Source organism: Aquisalimonas sp. APHAB1-3 (genome assembly GCF_048323695.1).
In the GTDB taxonomy this organism is placed as follows: domain Bacteria; phylum Pseudomonadota; class Gammaproteobacteria; order Nitrococcales; family Aquisalimonadaceae; genus Aquisalimonas.
Genome location: NZ_JBLWFT010000001.1, coordinates 438,508 through 456,215, shown reverse-complemented (window position 1 = coordinate 456,215; position 17,708 = coordinate 438,508). Strand labels below are relative to the sequence as shown.

General features: G+C 63.9%; 16 protein-coding genes. 3 read left to right on the top strand and 13 right to left on the bottom strand.

The annotated features are described in order from the left end of the window. Positions 1-36: 36 nt before the first annotated feature. From lpxA to rpsB, 13 genes are all read right to left on the bottom strand, one after another. Entirely contained in the window at positions 37-807 is a 771-nt protein-coding gene (gene lpxA / locus ACNSTU_RS02085) for an acyl-ACP--UDP-N-acetylglucosamine O-acyltransferase (protein ID WP_290634678.1), read from the bottom strand. Beyond that, positions 804-1,244: a 3-hydroxyacyl-ACP dehydratase FabZ gene (gene fabZ, locus ACNSTU_RS02080; RefSeq protein WP_290634680.1), complete on the bottom strand. Its 441-nt coding sequence runs from the start codon at positions 1,242-1,244 to the stop codon at positions 804-806. Before fabZ ends, lpxA begins: the two co-directional genes overlap by 4 nt. Before the next feature lie 66 nt (positions 1,245-1,310). Then, positions 1,311-2,327 carry a UDP-3-O-(3-hydroxymyristoyl)glucosamine N-acyltransferase gene (gene lpxD / locus ACNSTU_RS02075; protein ID WP_290634682.1) on the bottom strand — a complete coding sequence of 339 codons (1,017 nt, stop codon included), beginning with the start codon at positions 2,325-2,327 and terminating at the stop codon, positions 1,311-1,313. A 142-nt stretch (positions 2,328-2,469) separates the two neighbouring features. Next, complete coding sequence (locus ACNSTU_RS02070) at positions 2,470-2,991, bottom strand: OmpH family outer membrane protein (RefSeq protein ID WP_418212036.1); 522 nt, start codon at positions 2,989-2,991, stop codon at positions 2,470-2,472. Positions 2,992-3,102: 111 nt separating this feature from the next. Further along, complete coding sequence (gene bamA / locus ACNSTU_RS02065; protein ID WP_418212035.1) at positions 3,103-5,382, bottom strand: outer membrane protein assembly factor BamA; 2,280 nt, start codon at positions 5,380-5,382, stop codon at positions 3,103-3,105. Positions 5,383-5,420: 38 nt separating this feature from the next. Then, positions 5,421-6,776 carry an RIP metalloprotease RseP gene (gene rseP / locus ACNSTU_RS02060; protein WP_418212034.1) on the bottom strand — a complete coding sequence of 452 codons (1,356 nt, stop codon included), beginning with the start codon at positions 6,774-6,776 and terminating at the stop codon, positions 5,421-5,423. Beyond that, positions 6,773-7,972, bottom strand: coding sequence for a 1-deoxy-D-xylulose-5-phosphate reductoisomerase (gene ispC, locus ACNSTU_RS02055; RefSeq protein WP_290632396.1), 1,200 nt, complete (start codon positions 7,970-7,972; stop codon positions 6,773-6,775). Before ispC ends, rseP begins: the two co-directional genes overlap by 4 nt. Further along, positions 7,963-8,778, bottom strand: a complete 816-nt coding sequence (locus ACNSTU_RS02050) for a phosphatidate cytidylyltransferase (protein WP_290632398.1) — start codon at positions 8,776-8,778, stop codon at positions 7,963-7,965. Before ACNSTU_RS02050 ends, ispC begins: the two co-directional genes overlap by 10 nt. Further along, positions 8,771-9,535: an isoprenyl transferase gene (locus tag ACNSTU_RS02045; RefSeq protein ID WP_290632399.1), complete on the bottom strand. Its 765-nt coding sequence runs from the start codon at positions 9,533-9,535 to the stop codon at positions 8,771-8,773. Before ACNSTU_RS02045 ends, ACNSTU_RS02050 begins: the two co-directional genes overlap by 8 nt. An 88-nt stretch (positions 9,536-9,623) precedes the next feature. Further along, positions 9,624-10,181, bottom strand: coding sequence for a ribosome recycling factor (gene frr / locus ACNSTU_RS02040; protein WP_290632401.1), 558 nt, complete (start codon positions 10,179-10,181; stop codon positions 9,624-9,626). Between the two features lie 5 nt (positions 10,182-10,186). Then, positions 10,187-10,906, bottom strand: coding sequence for a UMP kinase (pyrH, locus tag ACNSTU_RS02035; RefSeq protein ID WP_290632403.1), 720 nt, complete (start codon positions 10,904-10,906; stop codon positions 10,187-10,189). A gap of 24 nt (positions 10,907-10,930) precedes the next feature. Then, positions 10,931-11,812 carry a translation elongation factor Ts gene (tsf, locus tag ACNSTU_RS02030; protein ID WP_290632406.1) on the bottom strand — a complete coding sequence of 294 codons (882 nt, stop codon included), beginning with the start codon at positions 11,810-11,812 and terminating at the stop codon, positions 10,931-10,933. A gap of 115 nt (positions 11,813-11,927) precedes the next feature. Next, positions 11,928-12,698 (bottom strand): 30S ribosomal protein S2, encoded by a 771-nt coding sequence (rpsB, locus tag ACNSTU_RS02025; protein WP_290632408.1) that lies wholly within the window; start codon positions 12,696-12,698, stop codon positions 11,928-11,930. Positions 12,699-13,000: 302 nt separating this feature from the next. Here rpsB and map point away from each other — a divergent pair, with 302 nt between their 5' ends. From map to dapC, 3 genes are read left to right on the top strand one after another with little or no spacing between them, the layout of a single operon-like run. After that, on the top strand, positions 13,001-13,774 hold the full coding sequence (gene map, locus ACNSTU_RS02020; protein WP_290632410.1) for a type I methionyl aminopeptidase: 774 nt from the start codon (positions 13,001-13,003) through the stop codon (positions 13,772-13,774). Between the two features lie 8 nt (positions 13,775-13,782). Further along, positions 13,783-16,485 (top strand): [protein-PII] uridylyltransferase, encoded by a 2,703-nt coding sequence (glnD, locus tag ACNSTU_RS02015; protein ID WP_290632412.1) that lies wholly within the window; start codon positions 13,783-13,785, stop codon positions 16,483-16,485. 13 nt (positions 16,486-16,498) lie between these two features. Beyond that, positions 16,499-17,692 (top strand): succinyldiaminopimelate transaminase, encoded by a 1,194-nt coding sequence (dapC, locus tag ACNSTU_RS02010; RefSeq protein WP_418212154.1) that lies wholly within the window; start codon positions 16,499-16,501, stop codon positions 17,690-17,692. Positions 17,693-17,708: the final 16 nt, after the last annotated feature.

The following is a 17,708-nucleotide window of genomic DNA, read 5'->3' as shown; positions in this document are numbered from 1 at the left end:
GTTGTTCCGCGGCCATGGCATCCATGCCCGCGGGCCTCAGCGTACGATGCCGCGGCGGCTCTCACCGATGAACGCCGCCAGACGCTCAACCGGCGGATGATCAGCGGCGATCTCCCGCACCCGCTCAAGCGCCGGTTCCAGACGCAGCCCCGACTTGTAAACCGTGCGGTAGGCCCTGCGCAGCGCGAGAACGTCCTGCTTGGAGAACCCCTGCCGGCGAAGCCCCTCGCTGTTGATGCCAAAGGGTTCGGCCGGGTTGCCGGAGACCGTCACGTAGGGCGGCACATCCTGCTTGATGCAACTACCCATGGACGAAAAGCTGAATGCACCGATGCGGCAGAACTGGTGAATCAGGGAAAACCCGCCGAGGATGACGTCATCCTCCACGTCTACGTGCCCCGCCAGTGACGCACCATTGGCGAACACGATGCGATCACCCACGATGCAGTCATGGGCGATGTGCACGTATGCCATGATCCAGTTGTCGTCGCCGATGCGGGTCACGCCCTTGTCCTGCACGGTGCCCCGGTTGATGGTCACGAATTCACGGACGGTGTTGCGATCCCCCATCTCCAGCCAGGTCTGTTCCCCGGAAAACTTCTTGTCCTGGGGCTCAGCGCCCACCGATGCGAACTGGAAAATGCGGTTATCAACGCCCATGCGCGTTGGCCCGTAGATGGCGGCATGCGGCCCGATCTCACAACGGTCACCGATCTGAACGTCGGGTCCGATCACTGCGTACGGGCCGACGGTGACGTCACTGCCCAGCCGCGCCGACGGATCAACCCTTGCTGTCTCGTCGATCAAGATTCCGCATCCCGCACGGTGCACATGACTTCTGCCTCTGCGGCAATCTCGCCATCAACGCTCGCCTTGCCCGAGAACACCCAGATCCCGCGCCGTACGCGCAGCAGCGTGACCTCGATATGCAGCTGATCGCCCGGTTCGACCCGGCGCTTGAAGCGCGCCTTGTCATAGCCGACAAGATAGAAGAGGGGGTTGCCTTCCGGCTTCTCGCCTTCCGTCTCGAAAGCCAGCAGCCCGCATGCCTGGGCGATGCCCTCCAGGACAAGCACCCCCGGCATGACAGGTTTGATGGGGAAATGGCCCTGAAAGAACGGCTCGTTGATGGTCACGTTCTTCAGCGCCAGCAGGCGTTCACCCGGCTCACTCTCCAGAACCCGGTCCACGAGCAGAAACGGGTACCGATGTGGAAGCAGGTGTTTTATTTGATTCGTATCCATAAATGCAAAATGCCCATTCTTTGATGATACGGCGATGCGCGGCACGGCTCACGCCTGTCGCACCGCCTAATCGTCCGTTTTCAGCCGCCGCTCGATCGTTCGCAGCCGGCGCGCGATGTCGTCGAGCTGATGGAACCGCGCTACATTGCGCCGCCAGCTGCGGTTCGTCTCGATCCCCGTGCCCGACGAATAGACTCCCGGTTCAGTCAGGCTCTTGGTGACCTGCGCCATACCGGTAATATGCACGTTATCGACAATCACCAGGTGCCCTGCAATCCCCACGGCACCCGCGATCGTGCAGTAGCGACCGATCCGTGTGCTGCCGGAGATGCCAACGCAACCCGCAATCGCAGTGTGTTCACCGATGTGTACGTTGTGCGCGATGTGCACCTGGTTATCCAGTTTGACGCCGTTGTCGATGACGGTATCGCCGATTGCCCCGCGGTCAATGGAGACGTTTGCGCCGATATCCACGCGGTCGCCGATGCGCACGTTGCCAACCTGGGGCACCCGCTCCCAGCGATGCCCATCCCGCGCATAACCGAACCCGTCGGAGCCGATCACGGTTCCGGAATGCACCACGCACCCAGCACCCAGAGCGCAGCCCGACAGGAGCGTCACCCGAGGGTGAACGATCGTACCGGCTCCGACCGTGACGTGGTCCTCAATCACCACACCGGCACCGATCTGAACGCCCTGTTCCAGCACCACATTACGTCCGATTGCAACCTGGGCGCCGATGGCAACGCCTTCCCCCATCTGCGCGGATTCGTCAACCGCAGCGGTTGCATGAATGCCGGAACGGACTCGGGGCGGGTGCAGAAGCTGGGCAGCCCTGGCGAATGCGAGATGGGGATCCGGTGCAATCAAGGCGTTGCCGGGAACGCCATCGGCATCGTCCGGCCGAACGATGATCGCGCCCGCACGGCTCGTCGCCAACTGACTGCGGCGCCGGGAATCGGCAAGAAAGGTCAGCTCGTCTGCATTCGCACTGTCCAGAGAACCAATGCGTTCGAGCGGATGTCCCGGATCACCACGCAAATCCAGATCAAGAGCCGAAGCCAGTTCTCCCAGGCGTTTCATGCAGGCGCTCCCCTTATCGTATCGTCGCCGGGTCCGCATCCGGAGAGCGCGGACAACCGGGTGGCAGTTGCGCGTCATTGTGCAAGGCGCAAGTGCCGGCGCCGGCTCAGAACGCGCCACGATGCGAAGCGCCGTGCGCTTCTTATTGGCTGTCGAAGTCCTGTTGCAGTCGCTCGAGAACCCGATCGGTAATGTCGACGCGATCGCTGGCGTAGATGACACCCTCGCTCACGATAAGATCGAAACCTTCGGATTCGGCAAGTTTGTCGATGGTCTCGACAATGCGCCGCTGCAAGCGCCCCAGTTCTTCATTGCGGCGCATGTTGAAGTCTTCGCGGAATTCCTCTTCTGCCCGGCGCAACTCACGCTGCCGCGCAACCAGATCACGCTGCAGCCGCTGCTGCTCGCTGTCGCTCATGACGGCGCCGTCGCGGTTGAGCCGGTTCTCCATTTCCCGCAGCGCCTCCTGCTCCTCGGAGATGGCGCGATCCCGTGGCCCGAACTCTTCTTCCAGATTGGCTCGGGCCGCTTCCGCCTGGGGCGCTTCCGACGTGACGCGGCCTGCGTTGACGAAACCGATTCGCGTGTCAGCGGCCGCAACGCCACTCAATACGAGGACCACCACCAGCAGTGCCGGCGTCACAACTCGAACAATTCTGCTCATTTCCATCCCGGCCAGGTTGGCGATGCCGTTCGGGCATCTGCTTCAATCGGTCGCGTCAAGTGGGCGACGCCCCGGAGCGTCGGCCCGCGACAGCAGCCGCTGCGCCTGCCGTCAGAAGAACTGACCGAGCGAGAACTGGAAGCGATCCAGATCATCTCCGGGCTCGTCATTTAACGGTTCGGCGAGGCTCATTGTCAATGCGCCAAGGGGCGACATCCAGGTGAACGCGACACCCGTCGAATAGCGCATGTCATCGAAGTCGATGTCCTGCTCACGGGTATTGTACACCTGGCCCGCGTCCACGAAGGTGGAGAACCGCACGGCCGGCGAATCGATGAACGGCACCGGGAAGTACAGTTCGGCATTGGCCACCGCACGGAAATTGCCGCCGGTCGGACGACCATCTTCACCCCGCAGGCCGAGCGAGCTGGCACGATAGCCGCGCACCGAGTTGATGCCGCCGGTAAAGAAGTTCTCGAAGAACGGCAGACGGCTGGTGTCGCTGTAGCCCTCACCGTAACCAAGACGCCCCTGCATGGACAGCGACCAGTCTTCGGCCAGCGAGAAGTAACGCCGATGGCTGTAGTTGGCCTTGTAGTACTGCAGGTCGCTCTGGGGCAGAGACGCCTCGAGCCCCAACGACTGGCGCGCCCCACTCGTGGGGAAGATGCGCCGGTCGTACGTATTGCGGATCCAGCTCACTTCGGCTTTGTAATTCTCGTACTGGTCGCCGAACTCGTCGACGAAGTCCCGCTGGTCATCGGTGGCCTGGGAACCAAGATTCAAACGCAGATCCTCGTAGCCCACGTCGATACGGATCTGGTCCTCCTCGTTCAAGGGAATGCCGAAGCCAATATCCAGGTTGCCCGCACGCACGCCGTAGTCCGAAAGTCGCGCCCTGCGCGCGTCGGTTTCCCGCAGGCTGGCATTGAAGTAACGGGTGACACCATCGACATTGTAGTACCGGTCCGTGTACGACAGCTGGTACAGGGAACTGATCCGGCTGTTGTTCAGCGCCAGCTGCATGCGGTCGCCGGTGCCAAGCACGTTATCCTGAGCAACGGAGAAATTCAGCAACATGCCCTGCCCGCTGCCGTAGCCGATGCCCGCCTGGAGACTGCCGGACAGCCCTTCGGTGACATCGACGTTGACATCCACCTGGTCCGGCTCGCCGGGTACCTGTGGTGTTTCGATCTGCACGTTCTGGAAGAAGCCGAGCTGATTCAGACGGCGCTGCGAGAGGTCAATGTTCTCCGACGAAAGCCACCCTCCTTCCATCTGACGCATCTCGCGCCGAATCACCTCATCATCCGTTCGGTAGTTGCCGCTGATGTTGATCCGGCGCACGTAGGCACGGCTGCCCGAATCAACGTAATAGGTGAGATCCACGGTCTGCTCGTCACGGTCGATGTCGGGCACCGGATTGACGTTGGCGAACGCGTAGCCTTCCTGACCCAGGCGGTTACGGATGCGATTGGCACCGGCCGTAATCCGCTCCTGGGAGAAGAGGTCTCCGGCCTCCAACTCGACCAACTCCTGCAGTTCTTCCGGCTCGACAACGGTATCGCCAATGACGTTGACCTCGCCCAGCCGGTACTCCTCGCCCTCGTCCATGTTCACGGTGACGTAGATGCCGCTGCGGTCCGGTGTCATGGAGACCTGGCTGGAGTTGATGCTGAAATCGGCATACCCGCGGTTCATGTAGTGGGAACGCAGATTCTCCAGATCACCGGCCAGCGCTTCCCGGGAGTAACGATCACGCCGGGAGAACGGCAGATACCAGGGCTTGCGGCCAAGACTGAAGACGCTGTTCAGGTCGCCGTCACTGAATGCGTCATTGCCCACGAAATGCACGTCGCGGATGCGCGCCGTCTGCCCTTCGTCGATGTCGATGCGGATGGCAACGCGGTTACGCGGCAACGGCGAGACAGTGGTCTCGATCTCGACGTCATAGCGCCCCTGGCCGAAATACTGACGACGAAGCTCCCGTTCGATGCCTTCCAGCAGGGCGCGGTTGAATGTTTCCCCCTCGGCGAGCCCGGAGTCGCTCATTGCCTGTTTCAGGGCATCCGTCGGAATGGCGCTGTTGCCGGAAATCTCGATGTCGGCAACCGACGGCCGTTCCACCACGTTGACCACGAGCGCGTTGCCGTCACGCTCAAGCTCCACATCCTGAAAGAATCCCGTGTCGTAGAGCGCTCGAACCGCCTCGGCGGCCAACTGCCTGTCCACCTCGTCGTTGGTGGTGATCGGAAGATAATTGAACACCGTACCAGGCGCGATACGGCGAAGGCCTTCCACGCGAATATCCTCGACCGTGAACGCCTCAAAGGCCTGAACCGGGCCGATGACGGCAACACATAAGGTGAGAGCAACAACCAGTTTGCGCATAAAGACGTCTTTGGAATCTTGTCGATTATCTCGCCTGCTCAACCGAGCAATCTCGCGATGTCGTTGTAAAATGCCAGCCCCATCAACAGGATGATCATCAGAATGCCGATCTGCTGCCCGATGATCTGCGCCCGCTCGGATACGGGGCTGCCCTTGATGGCCTCCGCGGCGAAGTACAGCAAGTGCCCGCCGTCAAGCACGGGAATGGGTAACAGGTTGATCACGCCAAGGCTGATGCTGACGATGGCCAGGAACTTCAGGAATGGCACCAGTCCGGTGGACGCCGTGTCCCCGGCGTACTGGGCGATGTTGATCGGACCGCTCAGATTGTTCAGGGATGCTTCGCCCACGAGCATCTTCCACAGAACCTGCAGAGTGAGTGTGCTTGTCTGCCATGTCCCCTGAACGGCCTCCCCCAGTGAGTCCACCGGTCCATAGCGAACCGTGTGGAACATGTGCTCGAATGCATCCGGCGCGATATCAGGCCGCACGCCCAGCACCCCCCGATCGGATCCGGCCGGGTTGAGGTCGACGTCGATCCGTACGGACTCGCCCCCCCGATCCACCGTCAAGGTCACCGGATCCCCCGCTCGGGCATTCAACGCCTCCACAAGTTCCTGCCATTCGCCGACGGACGTGTCGTTGACGCCAGTCACCACGTCACCCGACCGCAGTCCGGCGGCTTCCGCCGGCCCCCCGCCGACCAGTTCGCCGACCCGTGGCTCAATGGTGGGACGCCACGGCTGCAGACCGATGACGCGCAAAAGATCCGGGTCGTCACCGATCCGGGGCAGCCCCGAGAGATCGAGACTGCGGGCCGTCTCACGCCCTGCTTCGGTCTGCACGCCGACGTCCAGCGTGCGCCCCCGCAGGCCGCCATCCATAACTCGCATCAGGACACGTTCCCAGGTCGGTGTGCGCTGCCCGGCGACCGAAAGGATCTCTTCGCCTTCCTGGAACCCCGCCTCGGCTGCCGGCGTCTCGGGCTCTACCGGACCGATCACGGGCCGCAGTTCCTGGGTTCCGACCACGAACAGCAGCCAGTAGATGAGAATGGCAAAGAGGAAGTTGGCCGCCGGACCCGCGCAGACGATCAGCGTCCGTCGCCACAGTGGCTGGGTGTTGAATGCCCGATGGCGCTCTGCCTCGGAGACGGGCGCTTCCCGCTCGTCGAGCATTTTCACGTAACCGCCCAGCGGAATGGCGGCAATGGTGTATTCGGTCTGGTCGGGTCCGCGGCGCCACGTCAGCAGCGGCTTGCCGAAACCGATGGAGTAGCGCAGGACTTTGACGCCCAGCCGCTTCGCCGTCCAGTAGTGACCGTACTCGTGCAGCGCCACAAGGATGCCGATGGCCACGAGAAACGCGACGATGTTGGTGCCGATGCCCGTCACTGCGTCGCCCCTGCTCGCCTGATGAAGTCCCTCGCCACCTGGCGGGCAGACCCGTCCACCGCAAGCAACTCCTGGACGTCGGACACGTCGCCGGTCGAGGCATGCTCCAGAGTGCTCTCGATGACGGCGGCAATCCCCATGAACGGCAGACGTTCCTCCAGGAAGGCGCTCACCGCCTCCTCATTGGCCGCATTCAGCACCGCCGGCGCACTGCCACCGGCCCGGAGCGCCCGATAGGCAAGCCGCAAACAGGGAAAGCGATCATGGTCCGGCTCCTGAAATTCCAACCGCCCCAGCCCGACCAGGTCCAGAGGCGCCACGCCGGACGCGAGACGCTCCGGCCAGCCCAGGGCATGGGCGATGGGTGTACGCATATCCGGATTGGACATCTGGGCCAGCATGGTTCCGTCCACGTACTCGACAAGGGAGTGCACGATGCTCTGCGGATGCACGACCACGTCGAGATGATCTGCATCGATGCCGAACAGCCAGGACGCCTCGATGACTTCAAGACCCTTGTTCATCAAGGTCGCGGAGTCCACGGAGATCTTTCGCCCCATGGACCAGTTCGGGTGAGCACACGCCTGCTCGGGTTTCACATGCTCCAGTTCCGGCCGCGGCGTTGTCCTGAACGGACCCCCGGAGGCCGTGAGAAGCACACGGGTCACACCGCTATCGACGGGTCGCCCACGGCAAAAGTTCCCGGGCAGGCACTGAAAGACGGCGTTATGTTCGCTGTCGAGCGGCAGGAGTGTCGCACCGCTCCGGGCGACGGCATCCATGAACAGCGCCCCTGCCATGACCAGCGACTCCTTGTTGGCCAACAGAACACGCCCGCCATCCGCCACGGCGCGCAACGCCGGACGCAGGCCGGCGGCACCGACAATGGCGGCCACCGTGACATCGGCGCCGGTCGCGGCAGCCTGCTCCAGGCCCTCCTCGCCATACAGCACGCCAACTTGGTCACACTCCGCGCCAAGTCGCTCCCGCAGGGCGGTCGCCGCTTCAGCGTCCGCAACCACGGCGAGGTCCGGCCTGAAGAGCTGGCACTGCTCCGCCAGCAGGCTGATGTTGCGATACCCCGTCAATGCCCGCACCCGGAAGCGGCCCGGGTGCCGTGCCAGGACGTCCAGCGTGCTGGTGCCAATGGATCCCGTAGCACCGAGAATGGTGATGGTTGTCTCATCTAGAGCCATAGGAGCCCCGCGGCGAACACGGGCGCCGTCGCGGTGAGACTGTCGATACGATCAAGCACGCCGCCGTGCCCCGGCAGCAGCGTCCCACTATCTTTCACACCGCACCGGCGCTTGATCATGCTCTCGAACAGATCACCCGCCACGGAAGCCACAAACACCGCCACTGCCAAGAGCAGCAAGGACAACCCGCCCGGCAACGGCGCCGGCAACACCGACGCCAGCACCCAGGCGGCCACCAGCGTCAACGCGAGCCCGCCGGCAGCGCCTTCCATGGTCTTTCCCGGGCTGATGCGGGGTGCGAGCCGCCGCCTGCCAAGCGCACGACCCGCGAAGTACGCACCCACGTCGGCTGCCCAGGTCAGGACCAGCAACATGAACACCAGCCACGCACCGCCAGGCTGGCCGTGAACGAACACAAGCCCAAACCAGGCAGGAACGAACAGCAGCAAACCGAGGAGCGTCCCGGCGCGCCCTGTCACCGGCCCATCGGCTGCCTGCCCACGCTGGTAGGCAGCCAACCAGGTGATCAGGCCCAGCCAGCCGACGACGCCGACGGCAAGCACCAGGGAGGTCGCCACTGCGCTGGCAAGACAGACGGCGCTACCCACCAACAGGATCAGCAACGCCGCCACGTGTCCTGCCCGCTCGCGCTGTGCGCGGAGACCAATGAGACGGGTCCATTCCCAGGCGCCCAGCCCGACCACAACGGCCATGGCAAGCGCGAAACCAGCGGTTGGCAGGAGGAAAACAACCCCGAGAACAAGGGGCAACAGGACCAGGGCGGTGATTACCCGCCACTTAAGCACGGCTCAGCCGCTCCACCTGCTCGCTGGTGAGGCCGAAGCGGCGCTCACGCCCGGCGAAGCTGGCCACGGCCGCCTTCAGCTCCTCGGCCCCGAAGTCGGGCCAGAGGGTATCGACGAAATGGAGTTCGGCGTAGGCCAGGTGCCAGAGCAGGAAATTACTGATCCGCTGCTCACCGCCGGTACGGATCAACAGGTCGGGGTCGGGAAGCCCATCAAGGCTAAGGTAACCGGAGAACAGGTCCTCATCGAGTTCGTCGGGCTCACGCACCCCATTCCGGACGTCCCGCGCGAAGCGGCGGGCAGCCTGAAGCATGTCCCAGCGGCCACCGAAGCTCACCGCCACCACGAGCGTCAGACCGGTGTTGCTAGCGGTCAGGCGCTCCGCCTCGACAATCTCCGTACGCAACCGATCCGACAAGTGACTGCGTTCCCCGATCAGCCGGATACGGACATTATTTTTGTGTAGTCGTGCAGACTCCTTCTGCAGCGTCCTCAGCATGAGATCCATGAGCACGGAGACTTCATCGCTCGGGCGGGACCAGTTCTCGCTGCTAAACGCGAACAGCGTCAACGCTTCCACCCCAAGGCGGCCGGCGGTCTCCACCACCTGCCGCACCGAGTCAACGCCGGCACGGTGGCCAGCCTGACGGGGCATGAAACGTGAACGTGCCCACCGGCCGTTGCCATCCATGACAATGGCAATATGCCGGGGCACGGCCGCCTCGGGGCGGTTCCTTTGCGCAATCTCGTCGCTCATCGTTCCTGCCGCGGTACGGGTATCGCCCCGGGAGCTTCTCGGGACACGAGCGGGATCAACCGGCGGCAATGCGCCGGCCGATCAGTATTCAGATGGCCATGAGCTCCTGTTCCTTCTGCTCGAGCACTTCATCCACTTGAGCAACGAACTGGTCCGTCAACTTCTGAATCTGCTCCTCACCGCGGCGCTGATCGTCCTCGGTGATCTCTTTTTCCTTGACCAGTGTCTTCATGTCGGAGTTGGCGTCCCGGCGGACGTTGCGAATCGCGACACGCGCCTGTTCGGCTTCATTGCGGACGACCTTGACCAGCTCCTTGCGCCGCTCCTCGTTGAGGGCGGGCATGGGCACGCGCAGCACTTCGCCCTGAGACGCCGGGTTGAGCCCCAGATCCGACTGGATGATGGCCTTCTCGATCTTCGGCGCCATCCCCTTCTCGAAGGGAGTGACCAGCAGCGTGCGGGCGTCCGATGCGGAGACGTTGGCCACCTGGTTGACCGGCACCTCGGCGCCGTAATACTCGACGGTGACATGGTCCAGCAGGCTGGATTGGGCACGGCCGGTGCGGATCTTGACCAACTCCGACTTCAACGACTCAACGGACTTCTGCATCCGCTTCTTTGCGTCTTTCTGGATATCCTCGATCACGGTAGTCATCCTCTCTCGACGATGGTGCCCACATCCGCACCCAGGACCAGATCCATGAGTGCACCGGGGCGGGTCATGTCGAATACCTGTATGGGTAGCCCCTGATCCCGGCACAGTACGATGGCAGTGGCGTCCATTACCGACAACCTCTGATCCAGTACCTGGTCATAGGTCAGACGACGGTAACGGGAGGCCCCGGCATCGTGCTCCGGATCGGCGGAGTAAACACCGTCCACCTTGGTGGCCTTGATCATGATGTCCGCGTCCACTTCAACGGCCCGCAGGCTCGCGGCGGAGTCGGTGGTAAAGAACGGGTTGCCGGTACCGGCCGCGAAGATGACCACCCGTTTCTTCTCCAGATGGCGCACGGCACGGCGGCGGATGTAGTCCTCACAGACCTGGTTGATCTTGATCGCGGACATCACCCGCGTGAATACACCCGCGTGCTCCAGCGCATCCTGCAGCGCCAGGGCATTCATCACGGTGGCGAGCATGCCCATGTGATCTGCCGTCACACGGTCCATGCCGGCGGCGGCAAGCCCCGCACCGCGGAAGATATTGCCGCCGCCGACCACGAGTGCGACCTCGACACCCAGTTCGCGAACTTCGCCAATCTCCCGGGCCAGCCGGCGGCTGACGGCCGGGTCGATGCCGTAATCGGCATCGCCCATCAGCCCTTCACCGCTGACCTTCAGGAGTATACGACGATAAACAGGCTTGCTCATGAGCCGAGATCCTCTCACACCGGCTCAGGAACCGCGAACCTGGGCCATCACCTCTTCGGCGAAATTGCCTTCTTCCTTCTCGATGCCCTCGCCGACCTCGTAGCGCGTGAACGCCTTGACGGTCGCACCGGCGCCCTTGAGAAGCTCGGCGACACTCTGATCGGGATCCTTCACGAACGGCTGACCGACCAGGGTCGTTTCCTTGAGGAACTTCTGCACGCGCCCTTCGAGCATCTTCTCGACGATCTCCGGCGGCTTGCCACTCTCTTCGGCCTGGGCCTTGAGAATCGCGCGTTCCTTGTCCAGCAGCTCTGCCGGCATGTCGTTCTCGTCCACCGCAGCCGGGTTGCTCGCGGCAATGTGCATGGCGATGTCACGACCGAGCTGCTCGTCTCCGCCCTCGATCTCGACCATCACGCCGATGCGACTGCCGTGGAGGTAGTGATGCACCTGTCCGGTGTCGGTCGTGTAAAGCTGAAAGCGGCGCAGCTGGATGTTCTCGCCGATCTTGGCAACCAGTTCCTGGCGCGCGGTGTGAACGTCGCGGCTGTCGTCAAACGGCAGCTGGATCAGCGCGTCGGCGTCCCCCGGCTGCTTCTCCAGGATGATGCGGGCAATGGCATCGGCGAAATCGTTGAAATCGTCACCGGCGGAGACGAAATCGGTTTCGCTGTTCATCTCGAGAATCACGCCGAGACGGCCGTCGTCGCTGGTGCGGGTGATCACCTTGCCTTCGGCGGCAACACGGCCCGCCTTCTTCTCGGCCTTGGCCATCCCCTTCTTGCGCATGGTCTCAATGGCCTTGTCGATGTCGCCATCGGCCTCCACCAGCGCCTTCTTGCATTCCATCATTCCGGAGCCGGTCCGCTCGCGGAGTTCCTTAACCTGGGCAGCTGTAATCGCCATGTCCAATCCCTCTCGTATTCGGTCGTCACGTTGCGGCCAGACAGGGGCGGCGCCCCTGCAGGCGCTTGGCCGGTGCGGCGGCGACACCGCCGCACCGTTGCACCGCGGGCGCGATTTACTGGGTCGCGGCGCCCTCGCCCTCTGCGGCACTGTTGTCCTGCACTTCCACGAAATCGTCCTTCTCGCTGGCACCGGGCTTCACCGACGAGGCCTTGGCGTCCTCGATGGCATCGGCCGCGCCGCGGGTGTACAGCTGAATGGCACGGATCGCATCATCGTTGCCCGGGATGACGTAGTCCACACCCTTGAGCGAGTTGTTGGTATCCACGACACCGATCACCGGGATATTGAGCTTCTGGGCTTCCTTGATGGCGATCTTCTCGAAGCCGACGTCAATGATGAACATGGCGTCGGGGAGACGCTCCATGTTCTTGATACCGGAGAGCGAGCGGTCCAGCTTGTCCTTCTCGCGGGTCAGCTCCAGGGCCTCTTTCTTCACCAGCTTCTGGAACGTGCCATCCTCTTCCTGCTGCTCCAGATCCTTCAGCCGGCGGATGGACTGCTTGACCGTACGGAAGTTGGTCATCATGCCGCCGAGCCAGCGGTGATCGACAAAGGGCATGTTGCAGCGCTGCGCTTCCGCGCGCACCGCCTCACGGGCCGCCCGCTTGGTGCCGACGAAGAGGATCTTGCCGCCGTTGGAGACCAGCTTGCCCATGAAGTTCAGGGCGTCCTGGTACAGCGGCAGGGTCTTCTCGAGGTTGATGATGTGGATCTTGTTGCGCTCACCGAAGATGTAGGGTGCCATCTTCGGGTTCCAGTAGCGGGTCTGGTGTCCGAAGTGGACGCCGGCTTCCAGCATTTCGCGCATGGATACGTTGGCCATGGTGTGATCTCCTGATCGGGTTTGGGCCTCCCCGCACCCCGGACAGGAACTCGTCGCCGAGCAACCCCGCTGTCCGGTTCAATTCTGGCGCAGGTGTGATGTTAGTCGCCTGTCGGCGACCACGAAATTGACTCCGGCATTTGCCTGAAGAGCGCGCGCTTTATACCATAACTGGCTTACCGCGACAATTTCGCAACCGCCCTGTCACGCGCCTGCAGCGGGTCAATGGCCGCCACGCGGGCATCGCCATGCCAGGCGCGGCCACCCGAACCCATCCACCAGCCGGAGATCCCCGCAAACCCATGTCGGTTACAATAAAGTCCAGCGAGGAAATCGAGAAGATGCGCGCCGCCGGCGCGCTTGCCGCCCAGGTGCTGAACCTCCTGGAAGAACACATCACCCCGGGGGTGACTACCGAAACGCTCGACGATGTCGCTCACGATTTCATCGTCAACAAGCACAAGGCCGTACCGGCACCGCTCAACTACCGCGGCTTCCCGAAGTCCATCTGCACCTCGGTGAACCACGTAGTCTGTCACGGCATCCCCGGCCCGAAGAAGCTCAAGAAGGGCGACATCCTCAATATCGACATTACCGTCATCAAGGACGGCTACCACGGCGACACCAGCCGCATGTTCTACGTGGGGGAGCCGACCATCCAGGGGCGCCGCCTGAGCGAGGTCGCTCACGCCGCCATGTGGAAAGGCATTCGTGCCGTCCGCCCCGGTGCGCGGCTGGGCGACATCGGACACGCCATTCAGCAGTTCGCCGAGAGCCACAACTATTCCGTGGTCCGCGAGTACTGCGGCCACGGGATCGGCACCGACTTCCACGAGGAGCCGCAGGTGCTGCACTACGGCACGCCCGGCACCGGCATGGTGCTGGAAGAAGGCATGACCTTCACCATCGAGCCCATGATCAACGCCGGCCGCAAGGAGACCCGTCTGCTCAAGGACGACTGGACCGTCGTGACCAAGGACCACAGCCTGTCGGCCCAGTGGGAGCACACGCTCGCGGTCACCAGTGACGGCTACGATATCCTGACGCTTCGCGACGGCGAAGTGGTCCCGGACTGAGGCAAACCATGTCCACAGCCAGCGCCTACCCCAGCGAAGCGGACGCGGTCCTTTTCGATGGCGACGAACTGGAACGCCGGCTGGCGGCCGGAGAACCGGCGATTCGCGTCTTTCGTGACGCCCGCGAGCACGGTGACGCCATTCTCATGGGCCGGTTCCGCGAGGGTGCGCCCGCGCGCATCCTGGTGCCCCTGCGCACGTGGCTGATCGACGAACTCCTGCAGCGCGCCTGGGACCGGATCATGGACGCCCGGTGCGCCGGCGTTGCCCTGGTCGCCGTGGGCGGATACGGCCGCGGCGAGCTGCACCCGGGCTCCGATATCGACCTCATGCTGTTGCTGGACGACACCGGCCTTGACGGCCGGGACGGCTGCATCGAGGCGTTCCTCACTTTCCTCTGGGACATCGGCCTGGAAGTGGGCCATAGCGTCCGCACCCTGGACGACTGTGTCACCGAATCGGAGCGCGACATCACGGTGGCCACCAACCTGATGGAGTCGCGCCTGCTGAAGGGCCCCGAACCGCTTTACCAGGCCATGCGCGAGGCCACCGGCCCCGCCCGTGTGTGGCCCAGTCGCGCCTTCTTCGAGGCCAAGTGGCGGGAACAGCTGGATCGCCACGCCAAGTACCACGACACCGCCTACAACCTTGAGCCCAATATCAAGGAGAGCCCCGGCGGGCTGCGGGACATCCACATGGTGGGCTGGGTGGCGAAGCGCCATTTCGGCGCGGAGACGCTGCACGATCTGGTGGACCAGGGCTTTCTCACCGAGGAGGAATACCAGGACCTGGATGCCGGACAGAACCTGCTCTGGGATATCCGCTTTGCCCTCCACACCCTGGCAGGGCGGCGGGAAGACCGTCTGATCTTCGATCACCAGACGGCACTGGCAAAGCAGTTCGGCTACACCGACCAGGATCACACCCTGGGCGTGGAGCAGTTCATGCAGCGTTACTTCCGCACGGTCATGGAACTGAGCCGCCTCAACGAGATGCTGCTGCAGCTCTACCAGGAGGTCATTCTCTACGCCGACGACCTGGAGCCGCCGCAGCTCATCAACAAGCGCTTCCAGTCGCGCAAGGGGTTCATCGAGGTCACCCACCCGAACGTCTTCCAGCGTTACCCCTTCGCGCTGCTGGAAGTCTTTCTGCTGATGCAGCAGCACCAGGAGCTGAAGGGGGTTCGGGCGTCGACGATCCGCCTGATCCGCGCCAACCGGCACCTGATCGACGACCGCTTCCGTGACGACCTCCGCTGCCGCAGCCTGTTCATGGAGATCATGCGCCAACCCCGGGGTATCACCCATGAGATCCGGCGTATGCACCGCTACGGCCTGCTGGGCCGCTATATACCGGCGTTCGGCGCGATCACGGGGCGCATGCAGTACGACCTCTTCCACGTCTACACGGTGGATTCCCACACGCTGTTTGTGGTGCGCAACCTGCGCCGGTTCGCCCTGCCCGAGCATGCCTCGGAGCTGCCGTTCTGCCACACGATCATGCAGCGGCTGCCGAAGCCGGACCTGCTCTACCTGGCCGCACTGTTCCACGACATCGCCAAGGGCCGGGGTGGCGACCACTCCGAGCTGGGCGCCGAGGACGCCTACGCCTTCTGTGCCTCCCACGGGCTCAGCGAGTACGACTCGCGGCTGGTGGCGTGGCTGGTGCGCAATCACCTGTTCATGTCCATGACGGCGCAGCGCAAGGACATCTCCGATCCGGAGGTCATCAACGCGTTCTCCGACCAGATCGGTGACCGCACGCGGCTGGACTACCTGTACCTGCTCACGGTGGCCGACATCCGCGCCACCAACCCGGAGATGTGGAATTCCTGGAAGGACGCCCTGCTGCTGGAGCTCTACACCCTGGCGAAGCGCGCCCTGCGCCGCGGCCTGGAGCACCCCATCGACACCGAGGAGCTGGTGCGGGAAACCCAGGGGCAGGCGCGTCGCCGGCTCAAGGTGAAGGGGCTGCACCACATGACGGTGAAGTCGGTCTGGCGGCATTTCACCGACGACTACTTCCTGCGTTATTCCGCCGAGGAAATCGCCTGGCACACCGAGGCCATCGCCCGCTGTCAGCCGCAGGACCTGCCGCTGGTGCTGCTGGACGGGCACGGCGCCCGGGGCGGGACGGAAGCATTCGTTTACAGCTCCGACAAGGACAACGTATTCGCCCTCACCGTGTACGCCATGGACCAGCTCAATCTGAACATCCAGGATGCGCGCATCATCACCACGCGCAACGGCTACACCCTGGACAGCTATCTGGTCCTGGAGGACGACGGCAACCCGGTGCAGGACCCCGGCCGCAAGGCCGAGATCATCACCCGGCTGCGCGACGTCCTCAGCCAGGACGAACTGCGGCCGCCGAGCTGCCGGCCGGTCCCCCGGCAACTGCAGCATTTCAACATCGGCACGCAGATCAGCTTCATGGATGATCCCAACAACGAGCGCACGGTGCTGGAGCTGATTACCGCCGACCGGCCGGGCCTGCTGGCACGGGTCGGCTACACCTTCGCCCGGTGCGGCGTGCGCCTGCAGAGCGCCAAGATCGCCACCATCGGCGCCCGCGCCGAAGACGTGTTCTTCATCACCGACCACGACAACCAGCCGCTCGCGGACGACGAACAGCTCGACGCCATCCGCAGGACGCTGATCGAACTCCTCGGGGAAACCAGCGATCTCGTGGAACAGGCAACCGGGCTGTAGATAACTCATGACCATGAACCCGAACCTGGACCGCCTGCAGCGATACCCGTTCGAGCGGCTCAATGCGCTGCTGGCGGATGTAACTCCTCCGGCGCTGGCACCCGTCAATCTGGGTATCGGCGAGCCGAAGCATGCGCCGCCGGCGTTCATCGGCGACACCCTGGCCGCGAGCCTCGACGGCCTCGGCCGCTACGCCGGCACCGGTGGCACGCCGGAGCTGCGCAATACGCTGTGTCGCTGGCTGGAGCGCCGCTTCGCCCTGGGGGACGGCGCCCTGGACCCGGACGCCAACGTACTGCCCGCGGCGGGGACGCGCGAGGCGCTGTTTGCCATCACCCAGGCCGTGGCCGCCGGGCGCCCTGACGCCCTGGTGCTGATGCCCAACCCCTGCTACCAGATCTATGAGGGGGCGGCGCTACTTGCCGGCGCGGAGCCGATCTATCTCAACACCATCGCGGACACCGGCTACCTGCCGGACCTGGACGCCGTGCCCGAATCAACGTGGCGGCAGTGCGCCGTGATCTACATCTGCTCTCCGGGCAACCCCAGCGGCGCGGTGCTGCCGGAGGCGTGGCTGCGAAAGCTCATCGCCCTGGCCGACGCCCACGATTTCGTCATCGCCGCCGACGAGTGCTACAGCGAGCTCTACCCGGATGAGGAGCGGCCGCCGCTGGGCCTGCTGGAGGTGTGCGCGCGGATGGGGCGGACGGGCTTTCACCGCTGCGTGGTCTTCCACAGCCTGTCCAAGCGGTCCAACGTGCCCGGCCTGCGTTCCGGCTTCGTCGCTGGCGACGCCGACATCCTCGAGGGATTTCTGCGTTACCGCACCTACCAGGGCTCCGCCCTGCCCCTGCATGTGCAGCAGGCCAGTCGAGCCGCCTGGGACGACGAGGCCCACGTCAGGCATAATCGCAGCCGCTACCGGGCCAAGTTCGACACGGCACTGGCGATCCTGCGGCCGGTGCTCGACGTGGACATGCCGGATGCCGGTTTCTATCTGTGGCCCCGCACACCGGTGGATGATGTCACGTTCGCGCGGACACTCTACGAGCAGGAGAACGTGCGGGTCCTGCCCGGGAGCTATCTCTCCCGGGAGGCGAACGGCATCAACCCGGGCGCCGGTCATGTCCGCATGGCGCTGGTCGCCGACGAGGCCGAGTGCGAAGAGGCGATGCGGCGCATCCGGCGTTGCGTGGAGCGGCTGTAAATCGCGCGTCCCCGGC

Coding starts and splice junctions, on each gene's coding strand:
- lpxD (WP_290634682.1), bottom strand. CDS start 2,327: ATGAAACGCCTGGGAGAACTGGCTTCGGCTCTTGATCTGGATTTGCGT.
- map (WP_290632410.1), top strand. CDS start 13,001: ATGTCGGTTACAATAAAGTCCAGCGAGGAAATCGAGAAGATGCGCGCC.
- fabZ (WP_290634680.1), bottom strand. CDS start 1,244: ATGGATACGAATCAAATAAAACACCTGCTTCCACATCGGTACCCGTTT.
- tsf (WP_290632406.1), bottom strand. CDS start 11,812: ATGGCGATTACAGCTGCCCAGGTTAAGGAACTCCGCGAGCGGACCGGC.
- pyrH (WP_290632403.1), bottom strand. CDS start 10,906: ATGAGCAAGCCTGTTTATCGTCGTATACTCCTGAAGGTCAGCGGTGAA.
- ACNSTU_RS02070 (WP_418212036.1), bottom strand. CDS start 2,991: ATGAGCAGAATTGTTCGAGTTGTGACGCCGGCACTGCTGGTGGTGGTC.
- bamA (WP_418212035.1), bottom strand. CDS start 5,382: ATGCGCAAACTGGTTGTTGCTCTCACCTTATGTGTTGCCGTCATCGGC.
- dapC (WP_418212154.1), top strand. CDS start 16,499: ATGAACCCGAACCTGGACCGCCTGCAGCGATACCCGTTCGAGCGGCTC.
- ispC (WP_290632396.1), bottom strand. CDS start 7,972: ATGGCTCTAGATGAGACAACCATCACCATTCTCGGTGCTACGGGATCC.
- ACNSTU_RS02045 (WP_290632399.1), bottom strand. CDS start 9,535: ATGAGCGACGAGATTGCGCAAAGGAACCGCCCCGAGGCGGCCGTGCCC.
- rpsB (WP_290632408.1), bottom strand. CDS start 12,698: ATGGCCAACGTATCCATGCGCGAAATGCTGGAAGCCGGCGTCCACTTC.
- glnD (WP_290632412.1), top strand. CDS start 13,783: ATGTCCACAGCCAGCGCCTACCCCAGCGAAGCGGACGCGGTCCTTTTC.